Annotated in this window: 21 protein-coding genes; 6 read left to right on the forward strand and 15 right to left on the reverse strand. The window is 67.1% G+C overall.

Annotated features, from left to right (window positions below; all coding sequences use genetic code 11):
* Positions 1-21 precede the first annotated feature (21 nt).
* The 6 genes from RUU78_RS04170 to RUU78_RS04195 form a co-directional block, all read right to left on the reverse strand.
* A complete protein-coding gene (locus RUU78_RS04170) occupies positions 22-459 on the reverse strand; it encodes a phosphotransferase (RefSeq protein WP_313913963.1) in 438 nt (145 codons plus the stop codon).
* Entirely contained in the window at positions 452-2,782 is a 2,331-nt protein-coding gene (locus RUU78_RS04175; protein WP_313913965.1) for an MMPL family transporter, read from the reverse strand. Before RUU78_RS04175 ends, RUU78_RS04170 begins: the two co-directional genes overlap by 8 nt.
* Positions 2,779-3,453, reverse strand: a complete 675-nt coding sequence (locus RUU78_RS04180; RefSeq protein WP_313913968.1) for a LolA-related protein — start codon at positions 3,451-3,453, stop codon at positions 2,779-2,781. The genes RUU78_RS04175 and RUU78_RS04180 overlap by 4 nt, the downstream gene beginning before the upstream one ends.
* The gene (locus RUU78_RS04185; protein ID WP_313913970.1) at positions 3,389-4,336 is read right to left on the reverse strand and encodes an acyltransferase; all 948 of its coding nucleotides are present in this window, start codon (positions 4,334-4,336) and stop codon (positions 3,389-3,391) included. Before RUU78_RS04185 ends, RUU78_RS04180 begins: the two co-directional genes overlap by 65 nt.
* Complete coding sequence (locus RUU78_RS04190; RefSeq protein WP_313913972.1) at positions 4,333-4,617, reverse strand: hydroxymyristoyl-ACP dehydratase; 285 nt, start codon at positions 4,615-4,617, stop codon at positions 4,333-4,335. The genes RUU78_RS04185 and RUU78_RS04190 overlap by 4 nt, the downstream gene beginning before the upstream one ends.
* 230 nt (positions 4,618-4,847) lie before the next feature.
* Positions 4,848-5,561: a xanthomonadin biosynthesis protein gene (locus RUU78_RS04195; RefSeq protein WP_313913974.1), complete on the reverse strand. Its 714-nt coding sequence runs from the start codon at positions 5,559-5,561 to the stop codon at positions 4,848-4,850.
* Positions 5,562-5,716: 155 nt separating this feature from the next.
* Here RUU78_RS04195 and RUU78_RS04200 point away from each other — a divergent pair, with 155 nt between their 5' ends.
* Positions 5,717-7,063 carry an NAD(P)/FAD-dependent oxidoreductase gene (locus RUU78_RS04200; RefSeq protein WP_313913977.1) on the forward strand — a complete coding sequence of 449 codons (1,347 nt, stop codon included), beginning with the start codon at positions 5,717-5,719 and terminating at the stop codon, positions 7,061-7,063.
* 90 nt (positions 7,064-7,153) lie between these two features.
* On the opposite strand, the gene RUU78_RS04205 is transcribed toward RUU78_RS04200, so the two are convergent.
* On the reverse strand, positions 7,154-7,423 hold the full coding sequence (locus tag RUU78_RS04205) for a phosphopantetheine-binding protein (RefSeq protein ID WP_313913979.1): 270 nt from the start codon (positions 7,421-7,423) through the stop codon (positions 7,154-7,156).
* A 169-nt stretch (positions 7,424-7,592) separates the two neighbouring features.
* Here RUU78_RS04205 and RUU78_RS04210 point away from each other — a divergent pair, with 169 nt between their 5' ends.
* Positions 7,593-8,573 (forward strand): pteridine-dependent deoxygenase, encoded by a 981-nt coding sequence (locus tag RUU78_RS04210; RefSeq protein ID WP_313913981.1) that lies wholly within the window; start codon positions 7,593-7,595, stop codon positions 8,571-8,573.
* Here RUU78_RS04210 and RUU78_RS04215 read toward each other — a convergent pair.
* Entirely contained in the window at positions 8,478-9,986 is a 1,509-nt protein-coding gene (locus RUU78_RS04215) for a hypothetical protein (RefSeq protein ID WP_313913983.1), read from the reverse strand. The genes RUU78_RS04210 and RUU78_RS04215 overlap by 96 nt on opposite strands.
* Positions 9,987-10,432: 446 nt before the next feature.
* On the opposite strand from RUU78_RS04215, the gene RUU78_RS04220 reads away from it, so the two are divergent.
* Together RUU78_RS04220 and RUU78_RS04225 are read left to right on the forward strand one after the other, a co-directional pair.
* Positions 10,433-12,481 (forward strand): protein kinase, encoded by a 2,049-nt coding sequence (locus tag RUU78_RS04220; RefSeq protein WP_313913985.1) that lies wholly within the window; start codon positions 10,433-10,435, stop codon positions 12,479-12,481.
* Positions 12,482-13,290: 809 nt separating this feature from the next.
* A complete protein-coding gene (locus tag RUU78_RS04225; protein ID WP_313914045.1) occupies positions 13,291-14,016 on the forward strand; it encodes a GNAT family N-acetyltransferase in 726 nt (241 codons plus the stop codon).
* Positions 14,017-14,102: 86 nt separating this feature from the next.
* On the opposite strand, the gene RUU78_RS04230 is transcribed toward RUU78_RS04225, so the two are convergent.
* Entirely contained in the window at positions 14,103-16,349 is a 2,247-nt protein-coding gene (locus tag RUU78_RS04230) for a UvrD-helicase domain-containing protein (RefSeq protein WP_313913988.1), read from the reverse strand.
* A 63-nt stretch (positions 16,350-16,412) separates the two neighbouring features.
* On the opposite strand from RUU78_RS04230, the gene RUU78_RS04235 reads away from it, so the two are divergent.
* On the forward strand, positions 16,413-17,774 hold the full coding sequence (locus tag RUU78_RS04235; protein ID WP_313913990.1) for a hypothetical protein: 1,362 nt from the start codon (positions 16,413-16,415) through the stop codon (positions 17,772-17,774).
* Positions 17,775-17,830: 56 nt separating this feature from the next.
* Here the strand turns inward: RUU78_RS04235 and RUU78_RS04240 are convergent, their stop codons facing one another.
* The 4 genes from RUU78_RS04240 to polA form a co-directional block, all read right to left on the reverse strand.
* Entirely contained in the window at positions 17,831-18,397 is a 567-nt protein-coding gene (locus tag RUU78_RS04240) for a TIGR00645 family protein (protein WP_313913992.1), read from the reverse strand.
* Between the two features lie 294 nt (positions 18,398-18,691).
* Positions 18,692-19,738: a saccharopine dehydrogenase NADP-binding domain-containing protein gene (locus RUU78_RS04245; RefSeq protein WP_313913995.1), complete on the reverse strand. Its 1,047-nt coding sequence runs from the start codon at positions 19,736-19,738 to the stop codon at positions 18,692-18,694.
* Entirely contained in the window at positions 19,735-20,544 is an 810-nt protein-coding gene (locus RUU78_RS04250) for an SDR family oxidoreductase (RefSeq protein ID WP_313913997.1), read from the reverse strand. The genes RUU78_RS04245 and RUU78_RS04250 overlap by 4 nt, the downstream gene beginning before the upstream one ends.
* A gap of 420 nt (positions 20,545-20,964) precedes the next feature.
* Positions 20,965-23,712, reverse strand: coding sequence for a DNA polymerase I (gene polA, locus RUU78_RS04255; RefSeq protein ID WP_313913999.1), 2,748 nt, complete (start codon positions 23,710-23,712; stop codon positions 20,965-20,967).
* A 178-nt stretch (positions 23,713-23,890) separates the two neighbouring features.
* Between polA and RUU78_RS04260 the strand changes: the two genes are divergently transcribed.
* Complete coding sequence (locus RUU78_RS04260; protein ID WP_313914001.1) at positions 23,891-24,304, forward strand: DUF2782 domain-containing protein; 414 nt, start codon at positions 23,891-23,893, stop codon at positions 24,302-24,304.
* A gap of 97 nt (positions 24,305-24,401) precedes the next feature.
* Here RUU78_RS04260 and purH read toward each other — a convergent pair whose 3' ends face one another.
* Both purH and RUU78_RS04270 read right to left on the reverse strand, forming a co-directional pair.
* Positions 24,402-25,979, reverse strand: coding sequence for a bifunctional phosphoribosylaminoimidazolecarboxamide formyltransferase/IMP cyclohydrolase (purH, locus tag RUU78_RS04265; RefSeq protein WP_313914003.1), 1,578 nt, complete (start codon positions 25,977-25,979; stop codon positions 24,402-24,404).
* Between the two features lie 88 nt (positions 25,980-26,067).
* On the reverse strand, positions 26,068-26,349 hold the full coding sequence (locus RUU78_RS04270; protein ID WP_313914005.1) for a helix-turn-helix domain-containing protein: 282 nt from the start codon (positions 26,347-26,349) through the stop codon (positions 26,068-26,070).
* Between the last annotated feature and the right edge of the window lie 66 nt (positions 26,350-26,415).

Raw genomic sequence — 26,415 nt, forward strand, 5'->3', positions numbered from 1 at the left:
GCCACGGATTGCGTTGAACACTCAAGGCCGCACCATCACCGCGGCACGCCCCTGCGCGAGCAGCTCGCCGCAGTATTCGACGCGGAATGCGTACTGCCAGCTGTCCGCCGCGGCCAGCAGCCGTTCCGCATGCACGTCGACGAGACCGGGCAGGTCGTCGACGTATTCGCGCGATAGCTGCACGGCGCGCAGCGAAACCAGCAGCCCCGGTGCGGCGCGGCCTCCGGCTGCCTGCGCCAGCAGTCCGCCGTGGACCGCCATGGCCTGCGCGCCGTATTCGCACAGATGCAAGGCGCGCAGGCGACCTTCGCTGCGCAGCGGATTGTCCTCGCGAGCGTGCGAGCCGCTGCGCGCATGGATCCGCGCATCATCCCAGTGCGCGACGCTGTCGAGCAGACACATGAGGCCCTGGTGCGGGATCAGTGCCGCCCACTGCGATTTCGGCAGCCCATCATGCATCGCGGATCTCCCGTTGTGGCCGCGCGAGCAACAGCGAGAGCACGAAGTTGAAGACGACGCCCAAGGTCACCGTCGTGCCGATTGCACGCAGCACCGGCAGCGAGGACAGCGCCAGCAGCAGAAACACCAGGAAGGTGCTCGCACTGCAGACGAGGATCGCGTGCAGGGTGCGGCGCTGCTCGTGCTCGTTGTCCTCGGCGTGCTCGAAGAACAGCGCGTAGTCCAGGCCAAGGCCCGCCGCAAGCACCAGTGCGATCAGATGGAACAGCGACAGCGACACGCCGCCGAGGCGCAGCGTCGCGAGGATCAGCAGCGTCGTCACCGCCATCGGCAGCAGCACACGCAGCACACGGACGCGCCGGCGCAACGCGATACCGACCACGACGACCAGCAGCAGCGCCGCGACGGCCAGCGAGTAGAGCACGCGCGTGCGGTACGCTGCGACGAGGGACTCGGAGGCGTGTTTCAGATCGAGCAGGCGCGCCGGCACGTCCGGGCGCGAGGCCAGCGCGATCAGCGCGGCACTGTCGTTCACGCCGATCAGGCTGACCAGCCCGATCCAGTGGCCGTCGCGCGCCTGCAGCTGCGCCTTGAGGCGCAGGCCCAGCGGCGATGCGAAGAAGCGCTGCGCGTCCAGCGGCGGCAGCGTGCGCGCGGCTTCGACGTCGCGCACGAACGCATCGAAGCTGCCGGGCCTGAACGTCAGGCCCTGCAGCGCCTGACCGAGCGTATCCTGCAGCCTCGCCGCATCGGGCAGCTTCGCCTGGCGCGCGCGTTGCGTCGCGGCGCTGGGAAGGTAGCGCGACGGCAATTCGTAGCCGGCGATCGCGCCGTCGCGCTGCAGTTGCGCCAGCAGCGGGTCGAGTCTTTCGCTGGCCGCGAGCACTGCATCGGCGTCGGCGCCTTCGATGACGAGCAGGTGGCGCACGTCCGGTGCGCCGAGTTCCTGGCGTAGGCGCGTGTCCTGCGTGACGAGGTCCGGCGGTGCCGGCGTCAGCGCGGCGAGATTGTTTTCCCAGAATGGCCCCGGCGCCAGATACACCGCGACGATGGCCGCGGTCGCCAGCAGCGGTGCGAGCCAGCGCGGCCGTGGCAGCGCCGCGACGCGACGCCAGAGCGCGGCGAGCCAGGGCGCCTGTGCCGCATCGTGCGGCCGGCTGCCGAGCAGATGGACGAGGCCGAAGCGTGTCGTCAGCGCGGCTGTGGCGAGTCCCACGATCGTGAACACCGCGAGCTGTTCCAGCCCGTCCACGCCCGAGGCGAAGAACGCGAGGTAGGCGATGCAGGTCGAGGCCACGCCGGTGGCCAGCGTCGGCCAGAGCAGCTGCGCCACCCGGACCGGCGAACGTTCGCGGCTCAGATGGCTGAACAGATGGATCGGATAATCCTGCGCGACGCCGATCAGGGTGAAGCCGAACGCGAGCGTGATGCCGTGTGCGCCGCCAAACAGCAGCGCCAGTGCCGCCATGCCGGCGAGCCCTCCGCTGACCAGCGGCAGCGCGCCGGCCAGCACGGTGCCGACGCGACGATAGGCGAGCAGCAGCAGCGTGATGAAGCCGATCGAGTCGAACAGGCCGATGCGGTTGGCCTCGTCGCTCGTGGTCGCATTGATGCGCACGGTGAACACGCCGGGGCCGCTGAGCACGAGTTGCGCGGTTGACGCTTTCGCACTGTCGCGAAAGTAGTTCTCGAGCGCGTCCTGGGCCTCGCGCTGCGCCGACGGGTCGAAGCCACCGGCGACGGTCTCGGCCAGCAGCAGCGCCTGCGTCCCGTCGCGCGTGAACCAGACGTCCGCGTAGCGCTCGGGTTCGCCGGGGGGCGCCCAGGCTTCGGCGAGCTTCAGCATTTCCAGCGTCGGATCGTTGGCGAGTAGCGGCTTGAGCCAGGCCGCGGCCGGTGAGCCGAGGTCCTGCACGCGCTGTTCGAGTTCGCTGCGCAGATAGTCCGCGTCGAAGGCCTGCGTATCCAGCGTCGGCGACAGCAGATAGCGGTAGGGCAGCAGGTCCTGCGCGAGCGCGCCGAGATCGCCTTCGCCGTTGAGCGCGCGCACGAAGCGCCTGTCGTCGCGGATCCGCACCACGAGCGCTTTGCTGATATCGGCAAGCACGTCGGGCTCGTCGCCGTGCAGCGCGAGCAGCAGCAGGCGCGAACCGGGTCCTTCGCCGATCTCGTCGAGCAGCAGGCGCTGTTCCGGCGTACGTGCCGGCGGCATGAAGCTGCGCAGATCGGTGCTGACCTCGAGCGCGCCGAGCACGTAGAACAACAGGCTGGCCAGCAGCGCGAGCCAGCCCGACAGCAGCGCCAGCCGCGCACGCAAGGTCATGGCGCGCCCTGGCAGAGCTGCTGCAATCGCGTGCGCTGCGGCACGCCGTCCAGCGGCGTGTCGGCCAGTCTGTCGACGAGCAGGACACTGCTGTCGCCGCCGGCTTCCTCGACCTCGAAGCACAACGGTGTGGTGTCCTGGCCGCTGATCAGCACCCGCTTGACGTGCTTGGACAGCGCTGCCTCACGCGGCACCAACTGCAGCTGCCAGCGTTCGTCATTGCCGTCGCTGGAAAGCACATAACTGCGTTCGAGGCGCTTTACATCGCCCTGCAGTGTTGCACTGAAGCTCTCGAGGAAACCCGCCAGTGCCGGCGCGCGCTTGAGGCTGAAGCGCTTGGCCGGCTTGCCCGTGCGTGTGATCTCGACCTGGCCGTTGGCGATGGTCGTGGTTTCCTCGTACGGAGACACGACGCGCTTGCCGAGTTCATTGCCGCTCGTATAGGTCAGCTCGCCGCGCAATTTCAGCGGTGTGTCGAGCATCTGTACGAAGCGCACTTCGGTGTATCCGGTCGTCGCCGGCAGCGGCCGCTTGAGGCGCTCGATCAGGCGCACGGTCTGCACGCTTGCGCAGTCCGTGCTACAGGCCGCCTGGGACGCGGCGTGCTCAGGCGCGGCGTGGCTCGCCATCGGCAACAGCAGGCTCAACGCGATCGCTTTGCCAGAAATCATAGAAGTTGAACCAGTTATAGGGATCCAGGCGCGCATGATGCTCCAGCCGCGCGGCGTAGCGCGCCAGCCAGTCGTCCAGGCGCGCGTTGCGTTCGCTGCGCCGAATCTCGATGCGCTCGGCGAAACGCTCGAAATGCAGCTCGTAGCGGTTGCCACCGCGATACAGCCCGAAGCACAGCAGTACCGGCGTATCCAGCACGGAGGCGATCAGGTAGGGCGCGACCGGCAGCGGCGCTGATTCGCCAAGAAACGGCACGCGGCGGGTGGGTTCCTGCGGTCGCGCGCGGTCGCCGAGCAGGGCGACGACGGCGCCCTGCTCGACGGCGTCCTTGATGCCGAGCACGATTGCCGTGCCACCGCCGGAGGCGTCGATCACGCTGCTGCCGATGGCCGGGTTCAGCGCATGCAGCAGTTCAGTGACGGCCGGCGTCTGCGATTTGTCCAGCACCACCCTGAGCTGCACCTCGGGCTTCTCCCGGGCCAGCACGCGCAGGATCTCGAAGCTGCCGAGGTGCGAGCCGAGCAGCAGCATGCCGCGGCCCTGGTGGTAGGTGTCGAGGAGCAGTTCCAGGCCATGGATGTCGAGCTGGAACTGGCGCACGTCGTCGCGCGCGAGCAGGAAGACCCGGTCGAGGACCACGCCGGCAAAACGGTGGAGGTGCCGCATCACGTCTCGCGCACGGGCGGGTCGACCCAGCGCGCGGCTCAGGAATGCGCGCGAGGCTTCGCGTTCGGGCTTGCGCCGGAAATAGAAATACAGCGTGATCGGATACAGGATCAGGCGCGCGACCGGCCGGCCGCCGTACAGCGCGATCGAGCGGATCAGCCAGATCGCGAAGTGGCCGCCGCCCTCAGGGCGAGCGGTCCAGTGCGGATTGCTCATGCAGTGTTCGCCTCGCCGCTGGCGATCAGGACATCGTCACGCAGTACGCGGAAACGCAGGCGTTCGTCCGTCAGTTCGAGTTGCAGCACTGCTGTCTGTTCGGGTAACAGCGGCGCGACGAATTTCACCTGGCTGAAGCCGGCAATGCGCCGGCCATGGTGGCGCCGCAGTGCCGCGGCGACCTCATCGAGCAGCACCACGCCCGGAACCACCGGATTGCCGGGGAAATGGCCGGCCAGGCTTGGATGCGTGGCCGGAATGCGGAAATCGTCGTGGTGCACAACAAATACCTGATGGGTTGTCGAGACAAGGGCTCCTGCCCTCTGCTCAATCGAACGGAGCAAGCCAAGTTTGCCCACGTTCGCCGCGGGTCGATTGCTTCCGCGGTCGGCTCTCGGAAGATTCATCCTGGGTCGCTCCAGCAGGATGTTTCCCGACAGCCTGCCAGCGGAATGCGCGCAAGGATCGCGGGTTTGCCAGATCGCGGCAAGCCATGCAGCGCGGCGCACGTTCAGTCGTCGCCGGCGCCGTCGTGCAGTACGTGGCGCCAGTTCTGCACGATCTTCGTGAAGTACTGCCGTGGGCTATCGTGCGGCAGGTGGCGCAGGTGCCAGTTGCGCCAGGCGAATTCGGCGACCGAGAACAGGCCGATCACGAGAAAGCCGCCCAGGTGAAGATATCCATTGGCCCACGGTTCGGGCAGCGGCAACGGTGCCGGCAGTCCGAGGCGGGCGAAGACGCCGTTCGGCTGCGCGCCGGTGGCACAGACCAGCATCAGCAAGGCTTGCAGCGTCAGCAGCACGGTCCAGGCCCAGGTAAGCCCGCGCGCATAACGCGCCACGCCGGGCTGGGCCAGGCGCTGTTCGCCCTCGAACGCAAGGATCGCGCGTGCGACCAGCGGGCGCCGTCCCGGCAGCAGGGTGCCGCCGAAGAACCAGGCCATGCCGGCGTTGAGCAGCACCGGGACGAGCATCAGCATGATCTCGACCTGATTGCGCTGCAGCAGCCACGCCGTGCCGGTCATCGCCAGGAACCAGGCCGTCCAGGCCGGCCGGTAGCCGCGCCGCAGGCCACCGAGCAGCAGCAGTGTGATCAGGTCCAGCGCGGCCAGTGCCGACAGCCAGCTCAACTGCATCCACAGCGCCGGCAGCAGCAGCAGCGGATAGGCGATCAGCAGGGCCAGCGCAAGGTGTGGCAGACGCAGCGACGGGGTAGCGGAACTCATGCGTGACGATACGGAAGGGCGGGCCGGAGCGGCGCGCAAGCCGGCTATGATACGGCGCTGTGTCGGCTGGCAGGGTGTCGGGCGACAGTGTGCTTCGACCGGGAAAGGAGGCAAAGCCTCTTTCCGGACAACTCAGTAGGGGCGGGTGGCGGGACATGGAGAACACGACAGACAGTCGGGCGTTGGCCGACATCGTCAGCTGCGACGTGCTCGTGGTTGGCGGCGGCCCGGCCGGGTCGACGACCGCGACGCTATTGAAACGCCGCGGCCTCAGCGTGCTGCAGCTGGAAAAGGATCATCACCCGCGTTTTCATATCGGCGAATCGCTGCTGCCGGCGAACATGCCGATCCTCGAGGAACTCGGGGTGCTCGAGGAAGTGCGTGGTATCGGCGTACGCAAGCTCGGCGCCGACTTTCCCGAGAAGGGTGACAACTACTACACCTACCGTTTCGCGCGCGCGCTCGGCAAAACCCCGCCGTATGCGTTCCAGGTAAAGCGCGAGGACTATGACCAGATCCTGTTCCGCAATGCCCAACGCAGCGGCGTCGACGCGCGCGAAGGTGTCAAAGTGGACAAAGTGGAAATCCAGGCCGACCGCAGCACGCTCGCGCACGCGACCGCAGCAAGCGGCGAGAAGCTCACGATCAGGGCACGCTATCTGGTCGATGCGAGCGGCCGCGACACGCTGCTCGGCAGTGCGCTCAAGCTCAAGGTGAAAAACCAGAAGCACCAGAGTGCGGCGATCTTCGCCCACTTCAAGGGCGTGACGCGCCGCCCCGGCGACGAGGCGGGCAACATCAGCATCTATCGCTTCGACTACGGCTGGTGCTGGTTCATCCCGCTCAGCGACGGGCTCATGAGCATCGGCTGCGTGTGTTTTCCCGAATACCTCAAGCAGCGCCGTGGCCGTACCGGCGAATTCCTGCTCGAGACGTTGAAGCTCATGCCCGGCGCGGTCGAGCGGATGGCCGACGCGGAGATCGTCGGCGAGGTGCGCGTGACTGGCAACTATTCCTACACCTCCAGCGCGATGACCGGCCCAGGCTTCGTCATGGTCGGCGATGCGTTCGCCTTCGTCGATCCGGTGTTTTCCTCGGGCGTCTATCTCGCGATGCACAGCGGCAAGCACGCGGCGGCGCTGGTTGACGACATTCTCAGGAATCCGCAACGCGAAGCCGCGTTGCAGCGGGAGTTCGAAAAACGCATCCGCCGCGGCGTGCGCGTGTTCTCCTGGTTCATTTATCGCTTCAATTCGCCGGTCATGCGCAGCCTGTTCGCCTCGCCACGCAACGTGCTGAAAGTCGAGCAGGGCGTGATCTCGATGCTTGCTGGCGACGTGTTCGACAGCGGCCCGGTGATGCGCCGCCTGCATCTGTTCAAGGCCATCTACGCGGCGACCGGGCTGGCGAATCTGCGACGCTGGTGGAGCGACCTGCGCGAGCGCCGGCGTCAGTCGGCGACGCAGTTCACGGGTGGCAATACGCCGGTGGACAAGGTCTGAGCCGGCGTCCGCGCGTGACAGCGGCCGATGCGCCCGAGTCCGCAGCATGCGTCCGGGCTGGCGGTGCGGGAACGACTCCCGGACCTGCGGTCAATTGACGCGGTTGTGCTCGATATGCGCCGAAAGTGCGCGCAGGGAGCTGAAGATGCGCTTGTTCTCGTCGTTGTCCGAGCGCAGCTGGAAGCCGTAGCGCTTGGACACGGCGAGCGCGATTTCGAGCGCATCGATCGAGTCCAGGCCGAGGTCTCCGCCGAATAGCGGTGCTTCGGGTTCGAATGTGTCGGCGCTGACGCCTTCCAGATTCAGGCTGTCGACCAGGAGCTCGGCGAGCTCGCGCTCGGCGGGAGAAAGTTGCGACATCGGGGTTTCCAGAGGTGGCGGCGCGGCGCCGGACCGGCGGCCGCTGCGGCGCGCGAGTGTATCATACGGGTTTGCCTGGCCACCCCGGCGGGCTCAGGGACTCTGTTTACATGCCTTTGCCATCGACGTCGCGCCGACCGGCGCGCCCCCGCGGGATGATGACTCCCGCATGAGCAGCGATCGCGGTTTGCCCGTGCTGGATGTTGCTTACGTCGAGACCGACCTGGACGTACTGCTGAACGACGACGGCGTGCTCGCGGTACTCGGCTTCGGTGCCGCGGCACCGGCGCGGTCCGATCCTCGCTATCTGCGCGTCGGGCTGGATCCGATGGACGAAACGTCGGTATTCGAGGTGTGGCGTGTGCCGGGTCCCGTGGATCACGGTCGTGACGGACGGGTGCGCTGGGCGGCCTCGGACGATTACTGTTTCGGCGCGATAGAACTGGCGGAAGCCGACCATGCCGATCTCGCCGCAGCCACTGAGGCGGCCTATACCGAGCTTGCACGCTTCACGCAGTCGCGGCGCTGGCCGCATCTGCTGCGGATCTGGAATTACCTCGCGGCAATCAACGAAGGCGAAGGCGACGACGAGCGCTACCGGTACTTCTGCACCGGGCGTTCGGCCGGCATGCGCAGCGTGCTCGGGCGCGGGTTTTCCGCCGCGAGCGCGATCGGGCGCAGCGACGGGGAGCCCGTGCTGCAGGTGTATTGGCTGGCCGCGCGAGAAGCTGGCGTTGCGGTCGAAAATCCCCGTCAGGTCAGCGCCTGGCGCTATCCGCGCGCATATGGCCCGACCTCGCCGACCTTCGCTCGCGCCATGCGCGGTCCGTGCGCGACGCCGCAACTGCATATCTCCGGCACGGCCGCGGTCGTCGGGCACCAGTCGCGTCACGACGGCGATCTCGCCGCGCAGATCGACGAAACCTTCGCCAATCTCGACAGCCTGCTCGCGAGCGCGGGCAATCTGTCGGGTTTCGGCGCCGGCAGCGTGCTCAAGGCCTACGTACGGCGCCGCGAGGACCTCGCCACCGTCGCGGCGATCCTGCGTCAGCGCCTACCCGACACGGCGAAGCGGCTGATCCTGCTGGGCGACATCTGCCGCGTCGAGCTGCTGGTCGAACTGGACGGCGTTCACACCGCCGACGCGTGAGCGCTGCTGAACGCGGTGCCGGCGCAGCAGCGCGGCTACTCCCAGCACGCAGCCGACGCATAGCCAGCTCAACGCCGCGTTGAAGATCAGATGGCCCTGCTTGGCCACGTCTGCCAGACCATCGCCGAAGATGGTCACGCCGAACGTGGCTGGCATCAGGATCGCGAACAGCAGACTCAGCAACACGAAACGATTCCGCCGCCATAGCGCGAATACCGCGGCCAGCAACGGCAGGATGAACACCGATGTGCGCAGGGCGGCATTGCGGTCCAGCACGCCGTTCCAGCTCACGAATCCCGCCGGCAGCTTGCCGAGAATCTGTCCTTCGACATGGCCCAGGTTGCGCGGCAGCCATGGGTTCAGCACGGCCACGCCATTGCGGAAGAAGCGCAGCAGGGCCATGGGCTCGCGCAGGAACTCGCGCAGGAATTGCAGGCGTCCCAGCTTTTCCATGCCCGGACAGACGTCCTCGGGCAATCCCGGCAATTGCCAGGCGGACTTGCCGCTGTGTGCGACGCAGGCGTCGGGCAGGCCGAGCCGGCGCGTCATGGCGAGCGCATCGCTGGCGGCCGGCAGCAAGCCGGTAAAGACGATGTTGGACCGGTTGGCCGAGCGGATGGACGTCATCATCGCATCGTCGCGGGCCAGCTGGGCGAACTGGAATGCGCTGCCGAGCACGGCGCCCGCGAGCATCGCCCAGCCTTGCCAGGGCCAGCGTCCCGTATGCCAGCGGCCAAACGCGAGCACGCCGACCGCCAGGCACAGCGGCAGCACCAGATGCTGGATCTTGCTCGTCGCCAGCAGCAGCGCGGCCAGCGCGAGCAGCAGCATCCCAGCGCGGCTGCGGGTGTCCTCGGCATACAGCAGCACGAGGTTGAACAGCGCATAGGCCGCTACGAGGGCTGTGGCCTCCGCATAGAAGGTATTGAAGTACATGGTGTTGGCAGGATCGCTGAGCACGGCCGCGAACACGACGGCATTGGCCAGCGCCGCTGGCCAGAGTCCGCGCTTCCACCAGGCGCGGCAGAAGGCCGCGACGAGCACGCTCAGCACCAGTAGCCGCAGCGCGCCGAGCCAGCGCACCGAGTGGCGTTCGATACCCAGGGATTGCTCGGCCTTGTATGCGGCGACGACCGCGGCCTGCTGCACAAGCTCGCTGGAGCCGTAGCACAAGCGCACCGGATTGACCTGGAAACGGTAGAACTCAAACGGCGCGTTCGGGCTGTTCTCGTCGGGGCGTATCGGTGCCGGGCGATCCGGAAACAGCTCGAAACAGCCGGTATAGCGCGCCTGATCGAAACTGTTGGCAATCGCGAGCAGCGGCGTATGCGACAGCAGTGGCACGGCGCGCAGCAGCGCCAGGGCGAAGGCGAGGACGATGAGGACGAGGGCTGGGTGGGGCTTGGCGATCATCCGCGAGCTGATACCACGAGCGACGTTAGGGTTCGGAAAATGGGGTGGCCGGAACGCGGACCCGGGAGACTTACCTTGTCGATTGTGCGACGCCAAGATGAAAGGCGCGTGGCAGCCGCTGTACGGGACCGGACAGCGCCGTCACCGGGCACTGGTATGGCTGGGAAACAGGCGCGGCCTGTCGCGGCGAAGCCCCGGCCCTGCCCGCACCGCGTTCAGATCTCCGGCCGGCGTGCCGCCGGCGCCGTGTTCGCTGCCAGCGCCCGGCGCCGTTTTGCGTATTGGCTGGTACGGGGCGGCCATCGCGGGTCAGAGTGCCGAACAGGTCACAGTTGCTCAGTGAGCCGTTCGCACCCGGACGCGCCAAGCCCGCCACGGCATCGAGAACATACGGTGCTAAGCTTGTCAACAGTGTCAACAGGCGTCATCGCCTAACCGGAGCCGTCATGAAAACGCAGCTGGGCCACTACGACATCGTTGCCGAACTCGGTCGCGGCGGAATGGGCGTGGTCTACAAGGGTTACGAGTCCTCGCTCAACCGCTATGTCGCCATCAAGGTGCTCGCCGAATCGCTAGCCCACGACGAAAGCGTCAAGGAGCGGTTCCTGCGCGAAGCGCGCAGCATGGCCTCACTCAACGATCCTCACATCATCCAGATCTATTTCATCGGCGAGCACGAAGGCCAGACCTTCTTCGTCATGGAGTTCGTCGAGGGCGAGTCGCTCGGCTCGCTGCTCAAGCGCGAAGGCAAGCTGCGACCGGATCAGGCCGCGCGCGTCATCTTCCAGACCGCGATGGGCCTGGCCACCGCGCACGACAAGGGCGTGGTCCACCGCGATATCAAGCCCGGCAACCTCATGGTTAACAGCCGCGGCGCGATCAAGATCGCCGACTTCGGTATCGCCCTGGTCACCCAGGACTTCTCCAAGAAACTGACCTCGACCGGCGAATTCGTCGGTACGCCGGGCTATCTGTCGCCGGAAGTCTGCCTCGGCAAGCCGGTGGATTCGCGTTCGGACATCTTTTCGCTCGGTATCGTGCTGTTCGAGATGCTGACCGGCCGCATGCCGTTCACCGATGAATCGCCCCTGGGCCTCATGCTCGAGGTCGTGCGCGCCGAAATCCCCGATGTGCGCCAGCTCAACGCGGACGTCGATGCGGAACTGTCGCGCATCCTCACGCGCATGATCGCGAAGGATCCGAACGAGCGTTACAACAACTGCCACGAACTGGCCGAGGATCTCGGTCGGCACCCGCTGCTGAGCGGCGCGCCTACCATCGGCGTCAAGCCGTTGCTGTCGACGGCCGCATCCACGGTGATCGGCATGAAGACGCCGATTTCGGCGCAGCGTCCGCTGCCGCAGACCGCGCCGACGCCGCGCCCGGGCAATCTCAACGCCGGCACGAGCGCTTCGGCAATGCCCACGCCGCCGCCGCTGCACGGCGCCGCGCCGCGCGCGACGCGGCAGAGTCGCGTGCCGCAGCAGGCGACCGCCCGTCGTGCCTCGCCGCTGCCGTGGGCGATTGCGGCTGCGGTGCTGCTCGCTGTCGGCGGCAGCGTGTTTGCGTTCCGCGACAAGATTCCGTTCCTGAAAACCTCGCCCACGCCGGTTGCGACAGTGACCGCTCCGGCGGTTGATACGCCGGCAGCCACGCCGGCAGCATCGACGGCAGTGTCGCCCACGCCGGCCACGGTGGCGACGCTCTCGGCCAGCGCGACCAGCGCGCCCGAGACGACGCCGGCCGCGAATCCCGTGCCGGCGACTCCGGCCGGTGATCCGTCCGCGACCGCGGCCACGTTGACCGCCAATCCCGTCGGCAATCTGCCCGCCGATGCCGCCCCGGTCGGTTCGCAGAGCGTCGCGACTGTCGAACCGACCAGCGGTACGGCCGGTGATGGGCCCGAGCCGCGCGCCTCGCGTGTCGACGCGCTGCGCGACCTCGCCGCCGCGCGTGCCAGCGAAAATGCGCCGGGTCCGCGTGTGGCCCGCGACGACGAGCCGTCGGGCCCGCGTATCGCCCGCGCCAACCCGCCGCAGGACTCGCCGTCGGCGCCCGCAGAGCCACGCGTGCCGACCGTCGCCGTGCTCGTCGGTGGCGACGCGGTCATCGCCGGCCCGGCGCGTCAGGAAATCACGCGTGCGCTGCAGCGGTCCGGCTTCAACGTCATCGACGGCGGCCGCACCCGTGACGACAGCGACGGCGACATCGGACGTCTCGCCGGCAAGGCCAACGCGGCCATCGTTGTGTTCGTGCGCCCGGTCGGCTCGCAGGTGCTGACCTACTACGGCCAGGCCTCGACGCTGTATACGGCGCAGGTCTCGATGCGTGCGTTCGCGCTCAAGGGCCGCCGCTCGCTCGGTGCCGGCTGGACCGAACAGGTGAGCTTCACCTCGCTCAATGCATCGGAAAAGGCGCGCGAGATCATCGAACCCATGGCCGACGATATCGCCCAGGCGCTCGGTGAGTTCCGCTCGCGCGGCGGTCGCGGCTGAAATAGCTCGCGTTCCACCGCGATTCGGAAGAACCGTCCGCAAGGGCGGTTTTTTCGTTTGTGTATCCGCGCTATCGTCGGCACGCTCATTCACGCAGCGATCCGGGCGCGTCCCGGTGCCACGTGGCAGGCGGTCGACAGACAACCTGCCAGCTCGATCCAGGAGGGATCGTCCGGGAGTCGCTCGCGCAAGCGATCGGGTCCCGGGGAAGGGTGACGTCGAGCGCGTAGGCGATCGACTCTCGGAGAACGAGGGCAAGCTCCGCTTGCGCCGTTCGATTCGAGAAAGGGCGATAGCCCTCTCTCGACAACCCAGTAGGGGAAAACCATGGTCGTGTGTCCTGTTGCCCTGGCCGTCGGGTGCCGCAAGTGCCCGGTGTTTTCGGTCTGTCCAGTCAAGTCGGTCATCGGCGACTACGTGCCGCCGGAAAAGCCGCCCTCGCCGCAAGCCGCCACCGCGCGCGCGGCAGCGGCAGCAGCTGCGGAGCCCGCAGCCAGGACTGCGAAGGCCAAGCCAAAAGTCGCCGACAAGCCAACCGCGGGGGAAGGCAAGCGGCGCAGCTCGCGGCGGCGTACGCACTAGCAAGATCACGCAGGAAATATTTCAACAAATATCATTGGGGGGCGGCCGACGCGCGCGGCCGCGCCTGCCGGTGCTGTCCGATGTCAACCCGATTGCTGCGGATCCGCCGTGCCGACGTCGCTGAGCGGGAACGTTTCCACGCTTTCGTCCCGCTGACGTTCCGCAGCGTCGATTTCCGTCTCTGGGACCGACGCGGCGGCTGAAACGACGACTACGAGGCCTGCCTGCTGCTCGACGGCGACGACACCGTTGCCAGCGTCGGCGTGACGCGCATGCGGCTGTCGGTCGCTGGTCGCGCCTGCACCGGCTACCAGTTCGGCGCGGTCGCCACCCACCCGGCCCGGCGAGGCTGCGGCCACTCGCGCGAACTGCTGCAGCAGGTGCTGGAAAGCATCGATGCGCTGGCCGCGCCGGTGCTGTTGTTCGCCAACGAGGACGTGCGCGATTTCTATCCGCGGTTCGGTTTCCGACCGTTGCCGCAGCAGCGTTATGTCGCGGAAATTGCCCTTGCCGGCGGAACTACGCTGCCGCCGTGTTGCGACGTGGCCAACGCGCGAGACCGCGCGCGCCTCGCTGAGCTGTGTCGTCGCGCTGCGGTCCACGATGCGCAGTTCGGTGCCGGAGATTACTACTCGACGCTGCTCTGGCATCTGAGCTACCGCGCGCTGCGCGCGCACTGGCTGGATGACGTCGATGCGCTGGCGGTCGTCAGTGAGGAAAACGGCACGTTGCATCTGCACGAATTGCTGGCGCCGCAGCGTTTCGACCTGTCTGCGGTGCTGCCGCGGCTCGCGCGACAGCCGGCGAAGCGGATCGAATTCGGATTCCAGCCGCGGCACGGGTGGTTGCAAACGGCCGATGCCGGCGAGTACACGGGATCACCGCTGTTCGTGCGCGGTCTCGACACACTGCGGCCCGGAGCCTTGCGCTTTCCCGATCTGGCGCAGACCTGAGTGGCCGTGCCTGTCGATGTGCGCGTTGTCTATCGCGGAGCGAGCAGCGCCGCAGCCCGATGCGGTTGCACGGGCAGCGCGGGGGCTCAGGCGGGCTGTAGGTTGGCGTAGGCCAGCACCAGCCATTTTGCGCCGGCTTCTTCGAAGTTCACCTGGACGCGCGTGTGTTCGCCGACACCTTCGTAGTCGATCACGATGCCGCCGCCGAAGCTGGCGTGCACGACGCGTTGGCCGAGCTTCAGCGCCGGTGCTTCGTCGGTGGCCTGATGGTGGTAGCGGCTGTTGTAGGCCGGGCGGCTCACCTGCACGCGCGGGCGCACCTCGTGCATCAGCTCGCGCGGGATCTCGTTGAGGAAACGCGAAGGGCGCGCGTAGGTTTCCATGCCGTGCAGGCGGCGCTGCTCGGCGTAGCTCAGGGTCAGGCGTTCGCGGGCGCGCGTGATGCCGACATAGGCCAGGCGGCGTTCCTCCTCGAGCCGGCCCGGCTCGTCGAGTGATTTCTGGCTCGGGAACAGCCCGTCTTCGAGGCCGACCAGGAACACGAGCGGAAACTCCAGGCCCTTGGCCGTATGCAAGGTCATGAGCTGCACACAGTCCTGCCCTGGCTGGCCCTGCCCTTCGCCGGCTTCCAGCGCGGCGCTGGCGAGGAAGGCCGCGAGTTCGGACAGGCCGGCTTCCTCGTCCTCGGGCGTGAGCTGGAAGCGCCCGGCGACGCTGACGAGCTCGTCGAGGTTTTCCACCCGCGCCTCGGCGCTGCCGCGCGAATCCTTTTCGTAGTAGTCGCGCAGGCCGCTGCGCGCTATCACGGTGTCCATCTGCTCGGACAGGGTCAGCCCGACTTCTATTTCGTCGAGCGCATCGCCGCCGCCGTCGAACAGGCCGGTGTTCTGCGTATCGGCGGTCTCCACCGCGCCCAGCGCTTCCCGAGCAAGCTGTTCGATGAGTTCCACAAACGCGCGCAGGGCGTTGCGGCTGCGCGCCGCGAGCTCGTTGCCACCGATGATGCTGAGCGTGGATTCCCACAGCGAACTCGCGTCGCGCCGCGCGTACTGGCGCACGAGGTCCAGCGAGCGCTCGCCAATGCCGCGCGGCGGCGTGTTGACGGTGCGCTCGAACGCCGCGTCGTCGTGGCGGTTCGCGACCAGGCGCAGATAGGCCAGCGCGTCCTTGATTTCGGCGCGATCGAAGAAGCGTTGCCCGCCGTAGACGCGATACAGGATGCGGTGCTGATTGAGTTGTTCCTCGAACACGCGCGACTGCGCGTTGGAGCGGTAGAGAATGGCGATATCGTTCGCTGCACCGTCGGCGTTGGTGTATTCGCGGATGCGCTCGATGACGTAGCGCGCTTCGTCCTGCTCGTTGTAGGCGGCGTAGAGTTCGATGGCGCCGCCAGCCTCGCCCGAGGTCCACAGCTGCTTGCCGAGGCGGCCCGGGTTGTTCGCGATGACGGCGTTGGCGGCCTTGAGGATGTTCGCGGTCGAACGGTAGTTCTGTTCGAGGCGGATGGTCCTGGCGCTCGGATAGTCGCGCAGGAACTGCTGCACGTTCTCCACGCGCGCGCCGCGCCAGCCGTAGATGGCCTGGTCGTCGTCGCCGACGACGAACACCTTGCCGGTCTGCCCGGCGAGCACGCGCACCCAGGCGTACTGCAGGCTGTTGGTGTCCTGGAACTCGTCGACGAGCAGGTGGCGCCAGCGCTCCTGGTAGTGCGCCAGCAGCGCCGCGTCCTCGAGCCACAGCTCGTGCGCGCGCAGCAGCAGCTCGGCGAAATCGACGAGGCCGGAGCGGCGGCATTGCGCTTCGTACGTGGAATAGATGTCGAGCAGCGTGCGCGTGGTCGGGTTGTCGCCGTGCTCGATCGTGTCGGGCCGCTTGCCCTCGTCCTTGCAGCTGTTGATGAACCAGGCCGCCTGGCGCGCGGGCCAGCGCGATTCGTCGAGGTCCAGTCCCTGGATCACGCGCTTGATCAGGCGTTGCTGGTCGTCGGCGTCGAGGATCTGGAAGGTTTCCGGCAGGCGCGCCTCGCGCCAGTGGCGCCGCAGCAGGCGATGCGCGATGCCGTGGAAGGTGCCGATCGACAGGCCGCGCGTGCCGTGTTCGATCAGGCTTTCGCAGCGCCCGCGCATTTCGCCGGCGGCCTTGTTAGTGAACGTCACCGCCAATATGGAGTACGGCGACGCACGCTCGACTTCGAGTAGCCAGGCGATACGGTGGATGAGTACGCGGGTCTTGCCGGAACCGGCGCCGGCCAGCACCAGATAGTGGCCGCTGGGCGCCGAGACCGCTTCGCGTTGCGCAGGATTGAGATGATCGAGCAGATGAGAAACGTCCATCCGGCGATTTTACCTGGGCGGCGCCGCGGGGTTGTGGCGCTGTTGCGATTGGCCGGCCTGTGCGTGCTCGCACCAGTGCTCCACGCCGCGCCGCGTTACGAGCTCGGCTATGAACCCGAGGGCGAGCGCCTGCAGGTACGCCTGTGCGTCGACGAGGCCGCGGCACGGCGCGATTTCCGCCTGCACCTAGGCGCTGCGGCGTATATCGACGCACTTCGGCGCGAACACGGCCGCATCGAGCGTACCGGCGATTCGCGCTGGCGCGCGGCGGACTGGCGCGCTGGCGAGTGCCTGCACTACACGGCGCGTCTCGGGGCTGTCGCACAGCGCCGCGATTACGATGTCGGCAGTCGTGTCGGCGCGGATCTGCTGGTCGCACCGCAGCAATGGCTGATGCAGACCGACGGCGAGGCCGAGGCCGAGGTCCGTGTGATCCTGCCTGCGGGCTACTCGTTCGCACCACCGTGGCGCCGGCTCGACGGCGAACCGGGCCGCTACGTCATTCCAGCGACGCCGTTCAGCTGGTCGGCGCTCGTTGCCATCGGCCGCTTCGAGGAAAGCCGTATCGACCTGCCAGGCGGCAGCGCGCGTCTGAGCGTGCTGGGCGACGCGACCGCCGCGCAGCGCGCGAGGCTGCAGCAGTGGGTGCGGCGTGCACTCGTCGCCGTTGGTACGGCCCACGGAGAGCTGCCGCTGCCGCAGACCCAGGTCGTCCTGCTGCTCGGCCCGGGACGCGGCAAGGCTGTGGGCTTTGGCCAGTCGCTGCGCGGACAGGGCAATGCGGTGCATATGCACGTCGATCCGCAGGCCTCACTGGCCGCGCTCGACGCCGACTGGACGGCCGTACACGAGTTCTCGCACTGGGCGCACCCCTATCTCGGTGACGAGGGTGCCTGGCTGGGCGAAGGTCTCGCGAGCTACTGGCAGAACGTGCTGCGCGCGCGCGGCGGCCTGCTCACGCCGACGCAGGCGTGGACCGAACTGGACGCGGGTTTCGGGCGCGGCCGCGGTGCTGCCAACGACAGCCTGACCCTCGCGCAGTTGAGCGATGCGATGCATGCGAAGCGCGCGTATTACGCCGTGTATTGGTCGGGCGCGGCGTACTGGCTGCAGGTCGACGTCGATCTGCGACGCGCGAGCGGCGGCAGGCTCAGCATCGACGAGGCGATGCGGCGCTTCCGTGCGTGTTGTCTGGCGCGCAAGCGCGAGTGGGGCGCGGCCGAATTCGTCGCCAAGCTCGACGAGCTGATCGGCAGCGACGTGCTGCGGCAGCGCTATCGCGAGTACGCGCAGCGGCGTGGATTTCCGTCGCTGGACGCGCTGTACCGCGAACTGGGATTGCAGCGCGCTGATGACGGTGCGCTGCGCTTGCTCGACGACGCACCGGCTGCCGCCGTGCGCGACGCGATCATGCGGCGGCGCTGATCGCGCGAATCTTCTTTGCGTGCCGACATCGCGGCAGCGCGATGCCGGCGCGGCAGTCAGCTGGCGACCAGCGCCTTCGGCGGTGACATGATCTTGTCGATCAGCGCGATCGCGACGGCGGATACGACGAAGGTCAGGTGCAGGATGGTCTGCCAGAGCATGGTCTTGGTATCGAGTTCATGCGCCTTGATGAAGGTGGCGAGCAGGTGGATCGAGGAGATGCCGATGATGGCCGTCGCGAGCTTGACCTTGAGCACGGCGGCGTTCACATGCGACAGCCACTCCGGCTGGTCCGGATGGCCTTGCAGGCCCAGGCGCGAGACGAAGGTTTCGTAACCGCCGACGATGACCATGACGAGCAGGTTGGAAATCATGACCACGTCGATGAGGCCCAGCACCGTCAGCATGATCGCGGTTTCGGCGGTCTGGCCAGCGGCGGCCGCGGCTTCGGAAAGCCCGCCGTGCAGAACAACCGTGTGCAGCAGGTGCCACAGTTCGCGCAGGAACTGCACGACATAGACGCCCTGAGCGACGATGAGGCCCAGGTACAGTGGCAACTGCAGCCAGCGAGACGAGAAGATCAGGGCGGGCAGCGGCCCGAGGCTCTGTTTGGGAGTGCTCATAGGATTCATGCAGGGCAAAAGGCGCGGGAGTCTAGCAATCGCGAGTGTCATTCTCGCGAGTACGTCCGGTCCGCAGAACGAGCGGAACCTGACGAACGACCGGATTGGGGGTGCGCCCGCGGCTTTTCAACGCCGCGGCCGCATCTGCGGCGAGGACCGGTGAGTGTGAACCGGCGGCGGCGCAGGACTGCCAGGGAACCCTTGAACAAGTCGCCGGCTGCTTTTGATTCCGGGGTTGTGGAGATCCGGCGCCGAGTACAGGAGCGCTAGTGCCAGATCCTGGTCAGCATGTCCCTACGATTCGATCAGTCGCACGCCCGGCAGGCGCAGCACGTAGTCCGCGCCCATGAGTTGGGACGGCGTATGGAAGCCGCCGGAGGTCGCACCGGAAAGGAGTTTGCGCACCATGCCAACCGAGGCTGTCGCGGTCAGCGCATAGCCGTTGGGTGTGGACAGTTCGAGGCGCGCTTCGCCGCCCTGTGCGTCGCGCACTTCGCCCCAGACACGGCAGTCGCTGCGCTCACGCCGCTCGGCGCTGGGGCCGGCAGTGGCACCGGCGCGCCGCTTGAGCCACGACTGTACTGGCGCGAGGCCCAGCAGCGGCTTGAAGAAGCGCAGCCGACGCACGCGCCGTATCGTCGCTGGCGATACCGTCATGTAGGTTTCGATGTTCGGAATGCCGGTGGAAATATACGCGGTGTATACATCGCCCCAGGGGATGGTCATCGCGCTGCGCGCCTCACCGTCACGCAGGAAGGTGCGCGACTTCCAGCCCAGCGGTACTTCGACAAGCTCGCCGTCGATGCGCGCGCGACCGCCTTTGGCGAGTCCTTCGACGCTGGTCTTGGCCGTACCGGGACTCGGCCCGCCGCCGGCCTCGAACGCGAGCACCAGCTGGTTTGCCCCAGGAAGCCGCTGCTTGAGCATCGCCGCGACGCAGTCGGTCGGAACCACATCGAAGCCGGTCCCGGGCGCGACGACGATGCCGCGAGCGACGGCCAGCTCGTGCGCGCGGTGGCACAGCGCGAAGACGTCGATCTCGCCGGTGATATCCAGGTAATGCGAGCGCGTGGCGAGGCAGGCATCGAGCACGGGCCGTGCCGTTTCGCTGAACGGTCCGGCGCAGTTGAGCACCAGCGGGAGGCCGTCGAATTCGCGCTCGAGCACGCCAGCGTCGCTCAGATCGAACGCGCGCCAGCTCAGCCCGAGTTCCTTGCCCAGCGCGTCGAGCGCTGCCGCATTGCGTCCGGCCAGGACCGGTTCGAGATCCTGGCGTAGCGCCTCAGTGGCGATCAGGCGGCCGGTATAGCCGTTCGCGCCGTAGATCAGGAAGCGACTCATGCGCGCCGCCCCGCCGCGCGCAACGCCGCCACGAGCTTGCCGAAATAGAACTCCGGGAAAAAACGCTTGATGCGCCAGCGCCTGCGTTCCGGCGCGGTCGGAATGATCAGGAATCGTCCGGCCATGACCGCGTCGACGACGGCGGCTGCGATGTCGTCCGCGTTTACGACGGCCTTTTCCATGAGTTTCTGCGCCATGTCGCGCGTGCGTTCCGGGCCGCGGAAGTTCTCCAGCAGGTTGGTACGGAAAAACGACGGACAGAGCACGGATACGCCGACCGCGCTGTCGGCTAGCGCCAGTTCCGCGCGCAGCGTTTCGGACAGGGTGACCACGCTCGCTTTGGCCACCGAGTACGAGCACAGGCCGCCGGCGCCGGCCAATGCGGCGAACGAGGCGGTATTGACGATGCGGCCTCCGCCTTGCTCGACCATGCCGGGCAGAAAGGCCAGACAGCCGCGCACGACGCTGAGCAGATTGATGTCGAGCATCCAGCGCCAGTCGTCGATGGAGGTTTGCAGGAGGTTGCCGCCCGACGCTACCCCGGCGTTGTTGTACAGATGGTCGACGCCGCCCCAGCGTGCGTTCACTTCATCGCGCAGCGCGAGCACGGAGGCGTCGCTGGCCACGTCCACATGGAACGCATCCGCCTGCGCGCCGAGCGCGCGTACCTCGGCGGCGACGGCATCGGCGCGGTCGAGTGAAATGTCAGCCAAACCGACGCGCCAGCCGGCGTGTGCGTAGCGCAACGCAATCGCGCGGCCGAGGCCGCTGCCGCCGCCGGTGATCAATACCCGTTGCGCACCCATGGCCCGCCCTCGTCGATTCTGGTGCGGCTACTGTGCCAGACGAGCAGGGAACAACGGAGAGTGACGAGAAAATTGTAGAAGCAAAGCGTGCGCAGGCTCCGTCCATCCGCCTTCGCGGTTTTTCTGTGCCCCGACAGGCTCGCCGGCGGCGGGCCGCCCGATGCGCAGGGCCCATGCGGGTTGCGACGGACGCGCACAAAGAAAGACCCCGAAGGCCAGGGGAGGGCCTTCGAGGTCTGGGGTGCGAAGCCAGGTCTGGGGAGGAACCTGACTCCGGGGTTCATCCAGGGAGGGGAATGAACCAGGTGCCGTTGCGTGCACCTGGCGAATAAGACGGTATCCGGTGGGAAAGGTTCGCAGGCATCGCCGGCTCGATTCAGAATCCGTTCATTTAACGAAAAATCAACGAGTTGCGAGAACTCAGTGCGCCTGATCCCAATTCGCGCCCGTGCCGATATCGACGACGAGCGGCACCGCGAGTTCCGCCGCGGCGCTCATGCGCTCGCGCAGGCCTTCGCTGATTTCGGCGACGCAGTCGTCACGCACTTCCAGCACCAGTTCATCGTGCACCTGCATGAGCATGCGTGCATCGGACCGATCCGCGAGCCAGGCGTCGACGGTGATCATCGCGCGCTTGATGATGTCGGCCGCCGTGCCCTGCATGGGCGCATTGATCGCGGCACGCTCAGCACCGGCGCGCAGGTTCGGATTGCGCGCGCGGATGTCGTCGAGATACAGGCGCCGACCGAACACGGTTTCCACGTAGCCATCGCGGTGGGCGCGTTCGCGAATGTCGTCCATGAACTGGCGCACGCCGGGATAGCGAGCGAAATAGCGCGCGATGTAGTCGTTGGCCTCGTTGCGCGCTATGCCGAGCTGGCGCGCGAGGCCGAACGCGCCCATGCCGTACATGAGCCCGAAGTTGATCGCCTTGGCGGCGCGGCGCTGATTGCTGTCCACCTGGTCGGGTGGCAGGCCGAACACCTCGGCCGCGGTCGCGCGATGCACGTCCTGTCCGCTGACGAAGGCGCTGAGCAGCCCGGCGTCGCCGGACAGATGGGCCATGATGCGCAACTCGATCTGCGAATAGTCGGCCGCGAGAATGCGAAAGCCCGGCGGCGCCACGAAGGCCTGGCGGATACGGCGGCCTTCCTCGGTACGGATCGGAATGTTCTGCAGATTCGGCTCGGACGAGGACAGGCGTCCGGTCGCGGCAATGGCTTGGCCGTAGCTCGTATGCACGCGACCCGTTCGCGGATTGACGTTGTCGGCCAGCTTGTCGGTATAGGTCGAGCGCAGCTTGGCCAGGCCGCGATAGTCGAGAATCAGCCGCGGCAATTCGTGCTGGTCGGCGATGGCGTCGAGTGCCTCCTCGTTGGTCGAGGGCTGGCCGGTCGGGGTCTTGACCACGATGGGCAGCTTGAGCTCGTCGAACAGAATGGCCTGCAGCTGCTTGGGCGAGTCCAGGCTGAAGCTGCGTCCGGCGATCATGTACGCATGCTGCTGGATCTCGTGCATGCGCTTGGCCAGTTCGTTGCTCTGCAGCCGCAGCGCCTGGGTGTCGATCAGCACGCCGCGCTGTTCCATGCGTGCGAGCACCGGGATCAGTGGTGCCTCGATCTGCTCGTAGACCTCGCGCAGGCGCGGCTCGGTCGACAGCTTCTGCCAGAGGACCTGATGCAGGCGCAGGGTCACATCGGCGTCTTCGGCGGCGTAGCCGGTGGCCTGTTCCAGCGCGACCTGGCCGAACGGGATCTGCTTGGCGCCCTTGCCGGCGACGCTCTCGTAGGGAACCGGCGTGTAGCCGAGATAGCGCTTGGCCAGCGAATCCATGTCGTGCCGCGTCGCGGTGGAATTCCAGACGTAGGATTCCAGCATCGAGTCGAACTTCACGCCGCGCACGGTGATGCCGTATTGCGACAGTACGTTGATGTCGTATTTCGCGTGCTGGCCGAGCTTGGCCTTGCTCTCGTCCTCGAGCAGTGGCTTGAGCGCTGCGAGCACCGCGTCGCGGCCGAGCTGTACCGGCGCGCCGGGATAGTCGTGCGCGAGCGGCACATAGGCGGCTTCGCCGCTTTGCACGGCGAACGACAGTCCGACGATCTCGGCACGCATCGGATCGAGCGACGTGGTTTCGGTATCGAACGCGATGAGGTCGGCCAGTCGCAGGCGCTGCAGCCAGATCTCCAGCTGTTCCGCCTCGGTCACGCACTCGTAGTTGCCGGGCGCGGCGAGGCTCGGATCCAGCGCGCTGTCGACGACGACCGGCTTGCGGTACTGCGCCGGCACGTCTGCGCCACGCAATTCCTCGCCGCTGCCGAAACCCTTGCTGTCGAGATCCTTGAGCGCGGCATTGAAGCCATAACGCGTGTACAGCGCGCGCAGCGTCTCCGTGTCGCGGTCGCGCAAAAGAAGGTCGGTTACCGCTTCGACCAGCGCAACGTCGGTCTTGATCGTCGCGAGCTGGCGCGACAGCGGCAACTGCTGCAATGCGTTGCGCAGGTTCTCGCCGATCTTGCCGCCGACCTTGTCGGCGTTGGCGACGAGATTGTCGAGCGTCTGGAATTCGGCAAGCCACTTGGCGGCGGTCTTCGGGCCGCATTTCTCGACGCCCGGAATGTTGTCGACGCTGTCGCCCATCAGCGCGAGGAAATCGACGATCTGCGCCGGATGCACGCCGAACTTCTCGAACACGCCGGCCGGGTCGAGCGTCGTGTTGGTCATGGTGTTGCTCAGGGTCACGTGCGGGCCGACCAGCTGCGCCATGTCCTTGTCGCCGGTGGACACGACGACGTCGATGCCCAGCGCGGCGGCCTGCAGCGCGAGCGTGCCGATCACGTCGTCGGCCTCGACGCCCGATTCGCGCAGGATCGGAAAACCCAGGGCGCGCACGATCTGGCACATGGGCTCGATCTGCGCGCGCAGCTCGTCCGGCATCGGTGGGCGGTTGGCCTTGTAGGCCGGGTAGAGCTCGTCGCGGAACGTGGGTCCGGACGCATCGCAGACAAAGGCCGCATAGTCGGGCTTCGCCTTGAGCGTCGTGCGCAGCATGTTGACGATGCCGAACAGCGCGCCAGTCGGTTCGCCGGCCGCGTTGCTCAGCGGTGGCAGCGCGTGGAAAGCGCGGTAGAGATAGCTGGATCCGTCGATCAGCACCAGGGTGGGCATGGTCTACTCCTTGCAGACGCGGAGCTTGGCGCAGCGCCGCCGGCCTTTCAATCCGGACACGCTACAGCGGCTTCGTCACGTGGCCACGACATCGGTCTATTCAGGCCCGTTTGCTATGCTGCGGGCATTCCGGCCCGGCAGGTGCGCGGGGCCGGCCCTGAAACTTCCGGAGCCCACAATGAAGCGGAATCTGATCCTCGCCGTCCTGCTGACGGCCTGTTGCACAACGGTCCAGGCGGCCTCCGAAGAGCCGGTGGCGGCCCCGCCGGTGCAGCGCGCCGATCTCGTCGATGCGCCGCCGCCGTCGATGAACGATCCGGGCGTCAAGCCCAAGGCTATGCCGCCATCCGATCTGGAAAAAGCGAAGGCTGACGCACGCGGCGCGGACAAGCCTGAAGTCGGCATCCGCAAGGAAGGTGACGACACCATCGAGGAGTACCGCACGAGCGGCAAGGTCAACATGATCCGTATCACCGGCAAGGGCGGTGTGACGCGGACCTATATCGACACCGATGGCGACGGCCGCCTCGAGGGCAATCCTAAGGACGGTCCGGTAGCACCGGTGTACTACAAGTTATACGAGTGGAACTGACGGGCGAAAAATAAGTGGCAGGAGTGAGAAAAGAGTAAGCCATGCGATACCGCCAGGCTTTCACTCGTTTCTCACTCTTCTGCCCTCGTTGCTGTTCTTAATGTCTGAAATGGCGGACGCCGGTGAACACCATCGCCATGTCGTTCTCGTCCGCCGCCGCGATGACTTCGTCGTCCCGCATGGATCCGCCGGGCTGGATGACTGCGCGGATGCCGGCCTTCGCGGCGGTGTCGATGCCGTCGCGGAACGGGAAGAATGCATCTGACGCCATCACGCTGTCGCGCACGTCGAGGCCCGCTTCCTCGGCCTTCATCGCGGCGATGCGCGCACTGATCACGCGGCTCATCTGGCCGGCGCCGATGCCGATGGTCTGGCCACCCTTGGCGTAGACGATCGCGTTCGACTTCACGTACATCGCGACGTGCCAGGCGAACAGCAGGTCGCGCAACTCTTCCGCATTCGGCACGCGTTTGCTGACGACCTGAAGGTCCGACAGCAACAATGTGTCGCGGTCGGCGTCCTGCATCAGCAGGCCGCCCGCGATGCGTTTGAGGTCGGTCGTATGCGCCGTCTGTTCCGGCCAATGCCCCGTGGCCAGGATGCGCACATTTGGCTTCTTGGAAAATATCGCCAATGCGGCTTCGTCGACCTCGGGCGCGATGACAACCTCGACGAACTGACGGTCGAGTATGGCGCGTGCCGTGACCACATCGAGCGAACGGTTCAGCGCGATGATGCCGCCGAAGGCCGAGGTCGGATCGCAGGCATAGGCGCGCTCGTACGCCAGCATCGGCGTGTCGCCGAGGGCGACGCCGCACGGATTGGCATGCTTGACGATGACGCAGGCCGGCGCGCTGCCGAACGCCTTGACGCATTCCAGCGCCGAGTCCGCATCCGCGATGTTGTTGAACGACAGCTCCTTGCCGGCAAGCACGCGCGCGGTGGCGACGATGCCGGACGGTGGATCGCTCTCGATGTAGAGCGCGGCCGACTGGTGCGGGTTCTCGCCGTAGCGCAGCGTCTGTGCCCGGCGATAGCTCAGGTGCAGGCTCGGCGGATAGTTGTCTTCGCGTTCGCCGGTGCGTGCGCCGAACCAGTTTGCGATAAGCCCGTCGTAGCGCGCGGTGTGGGCGTAGGTTTTGGCCGCGAGGCGGCGGCGCAATTCCATCGTGGTGCCCTGCGTCGCATGCAGCGACTGCAACAGCTCGGCATAGTCGGCCGGTTCTGTCACGACGGCGACGTGCTCGTGGTTCTTGGCCGCCGCGCGCAGCATGGCCGGCCCGCCGATGTCGATATTGTCGATCGCTTCGTCGAGGCTGCAGTCGGGCCGTGCCGTGGCTTTCTCGAACGGGTAGAGATTCACGACGAGCAGATCGATAGGGCTGATACCGTGCTGCGCCATGACGGCGTCGTCGACGCCGCGACGGCCGAGCAGGCCGCCATGGATCTTCGGGTGCAGGGTCTTGACGCGTCCGTCCATGATTTCGGGAAAACCGGTCACATTGCTGACGTCGGTGACTGGCAGTCCCGCGTCGCGCAGCGTGCGCGCCGTGCCGCCGGTGGACAGCAGGCTGACGCCCAGGGCATCCAGGCCGCGGGCGAGATCGAGCAGGCCGGTCTTGTCGGAAACGCTGATCAGTGCGCGGCGGACCGGCACTAGCGTGGCGTCGAACATGGGGTATCGCCGGTTGCGAAAGAGGCCGCGGATTATAGCCCGCAGGGCGCCACGCTATCGCGGTTTTTCCGGGTGCGGTGCAGGCGGCTCAGAGCAGTCCGTGCTGCGACAATTTCTTGCGCAGCGTGGCACGGTTGATGCCCAGCGCAAGCGCGGCTTTGCTCTGATTGCCGCCGTACCAGGACATGACTTCGCGCAACATCGGCGCCTCGACTTCGCACATGACGAAATCGAACAGGCCTTCCGCCTGCTGTGTATCGAGATCGACGAGATAGCGACGCACTGCGCGTGCGACACACTCGCGCAGCGCGGTTTGGGACACAGCGGCATCGGGCGCCGGTTCGGGGCGCAATACGGAGACGGCATTCACGGCGGCGAGCAACCTGGGGTCTGTTCTTCCATGACCGCCGGATGCGAGTGCCGACGGGGCGGGGAT

This window comes from Tahibacter sp. (assembly GCF_032229445.1).
GTDB lineage: Bacteria > Pseudomonadota > Gammaproteobacteria > Xanthomonadales > Rhodanobacteraceae > Tahibacter.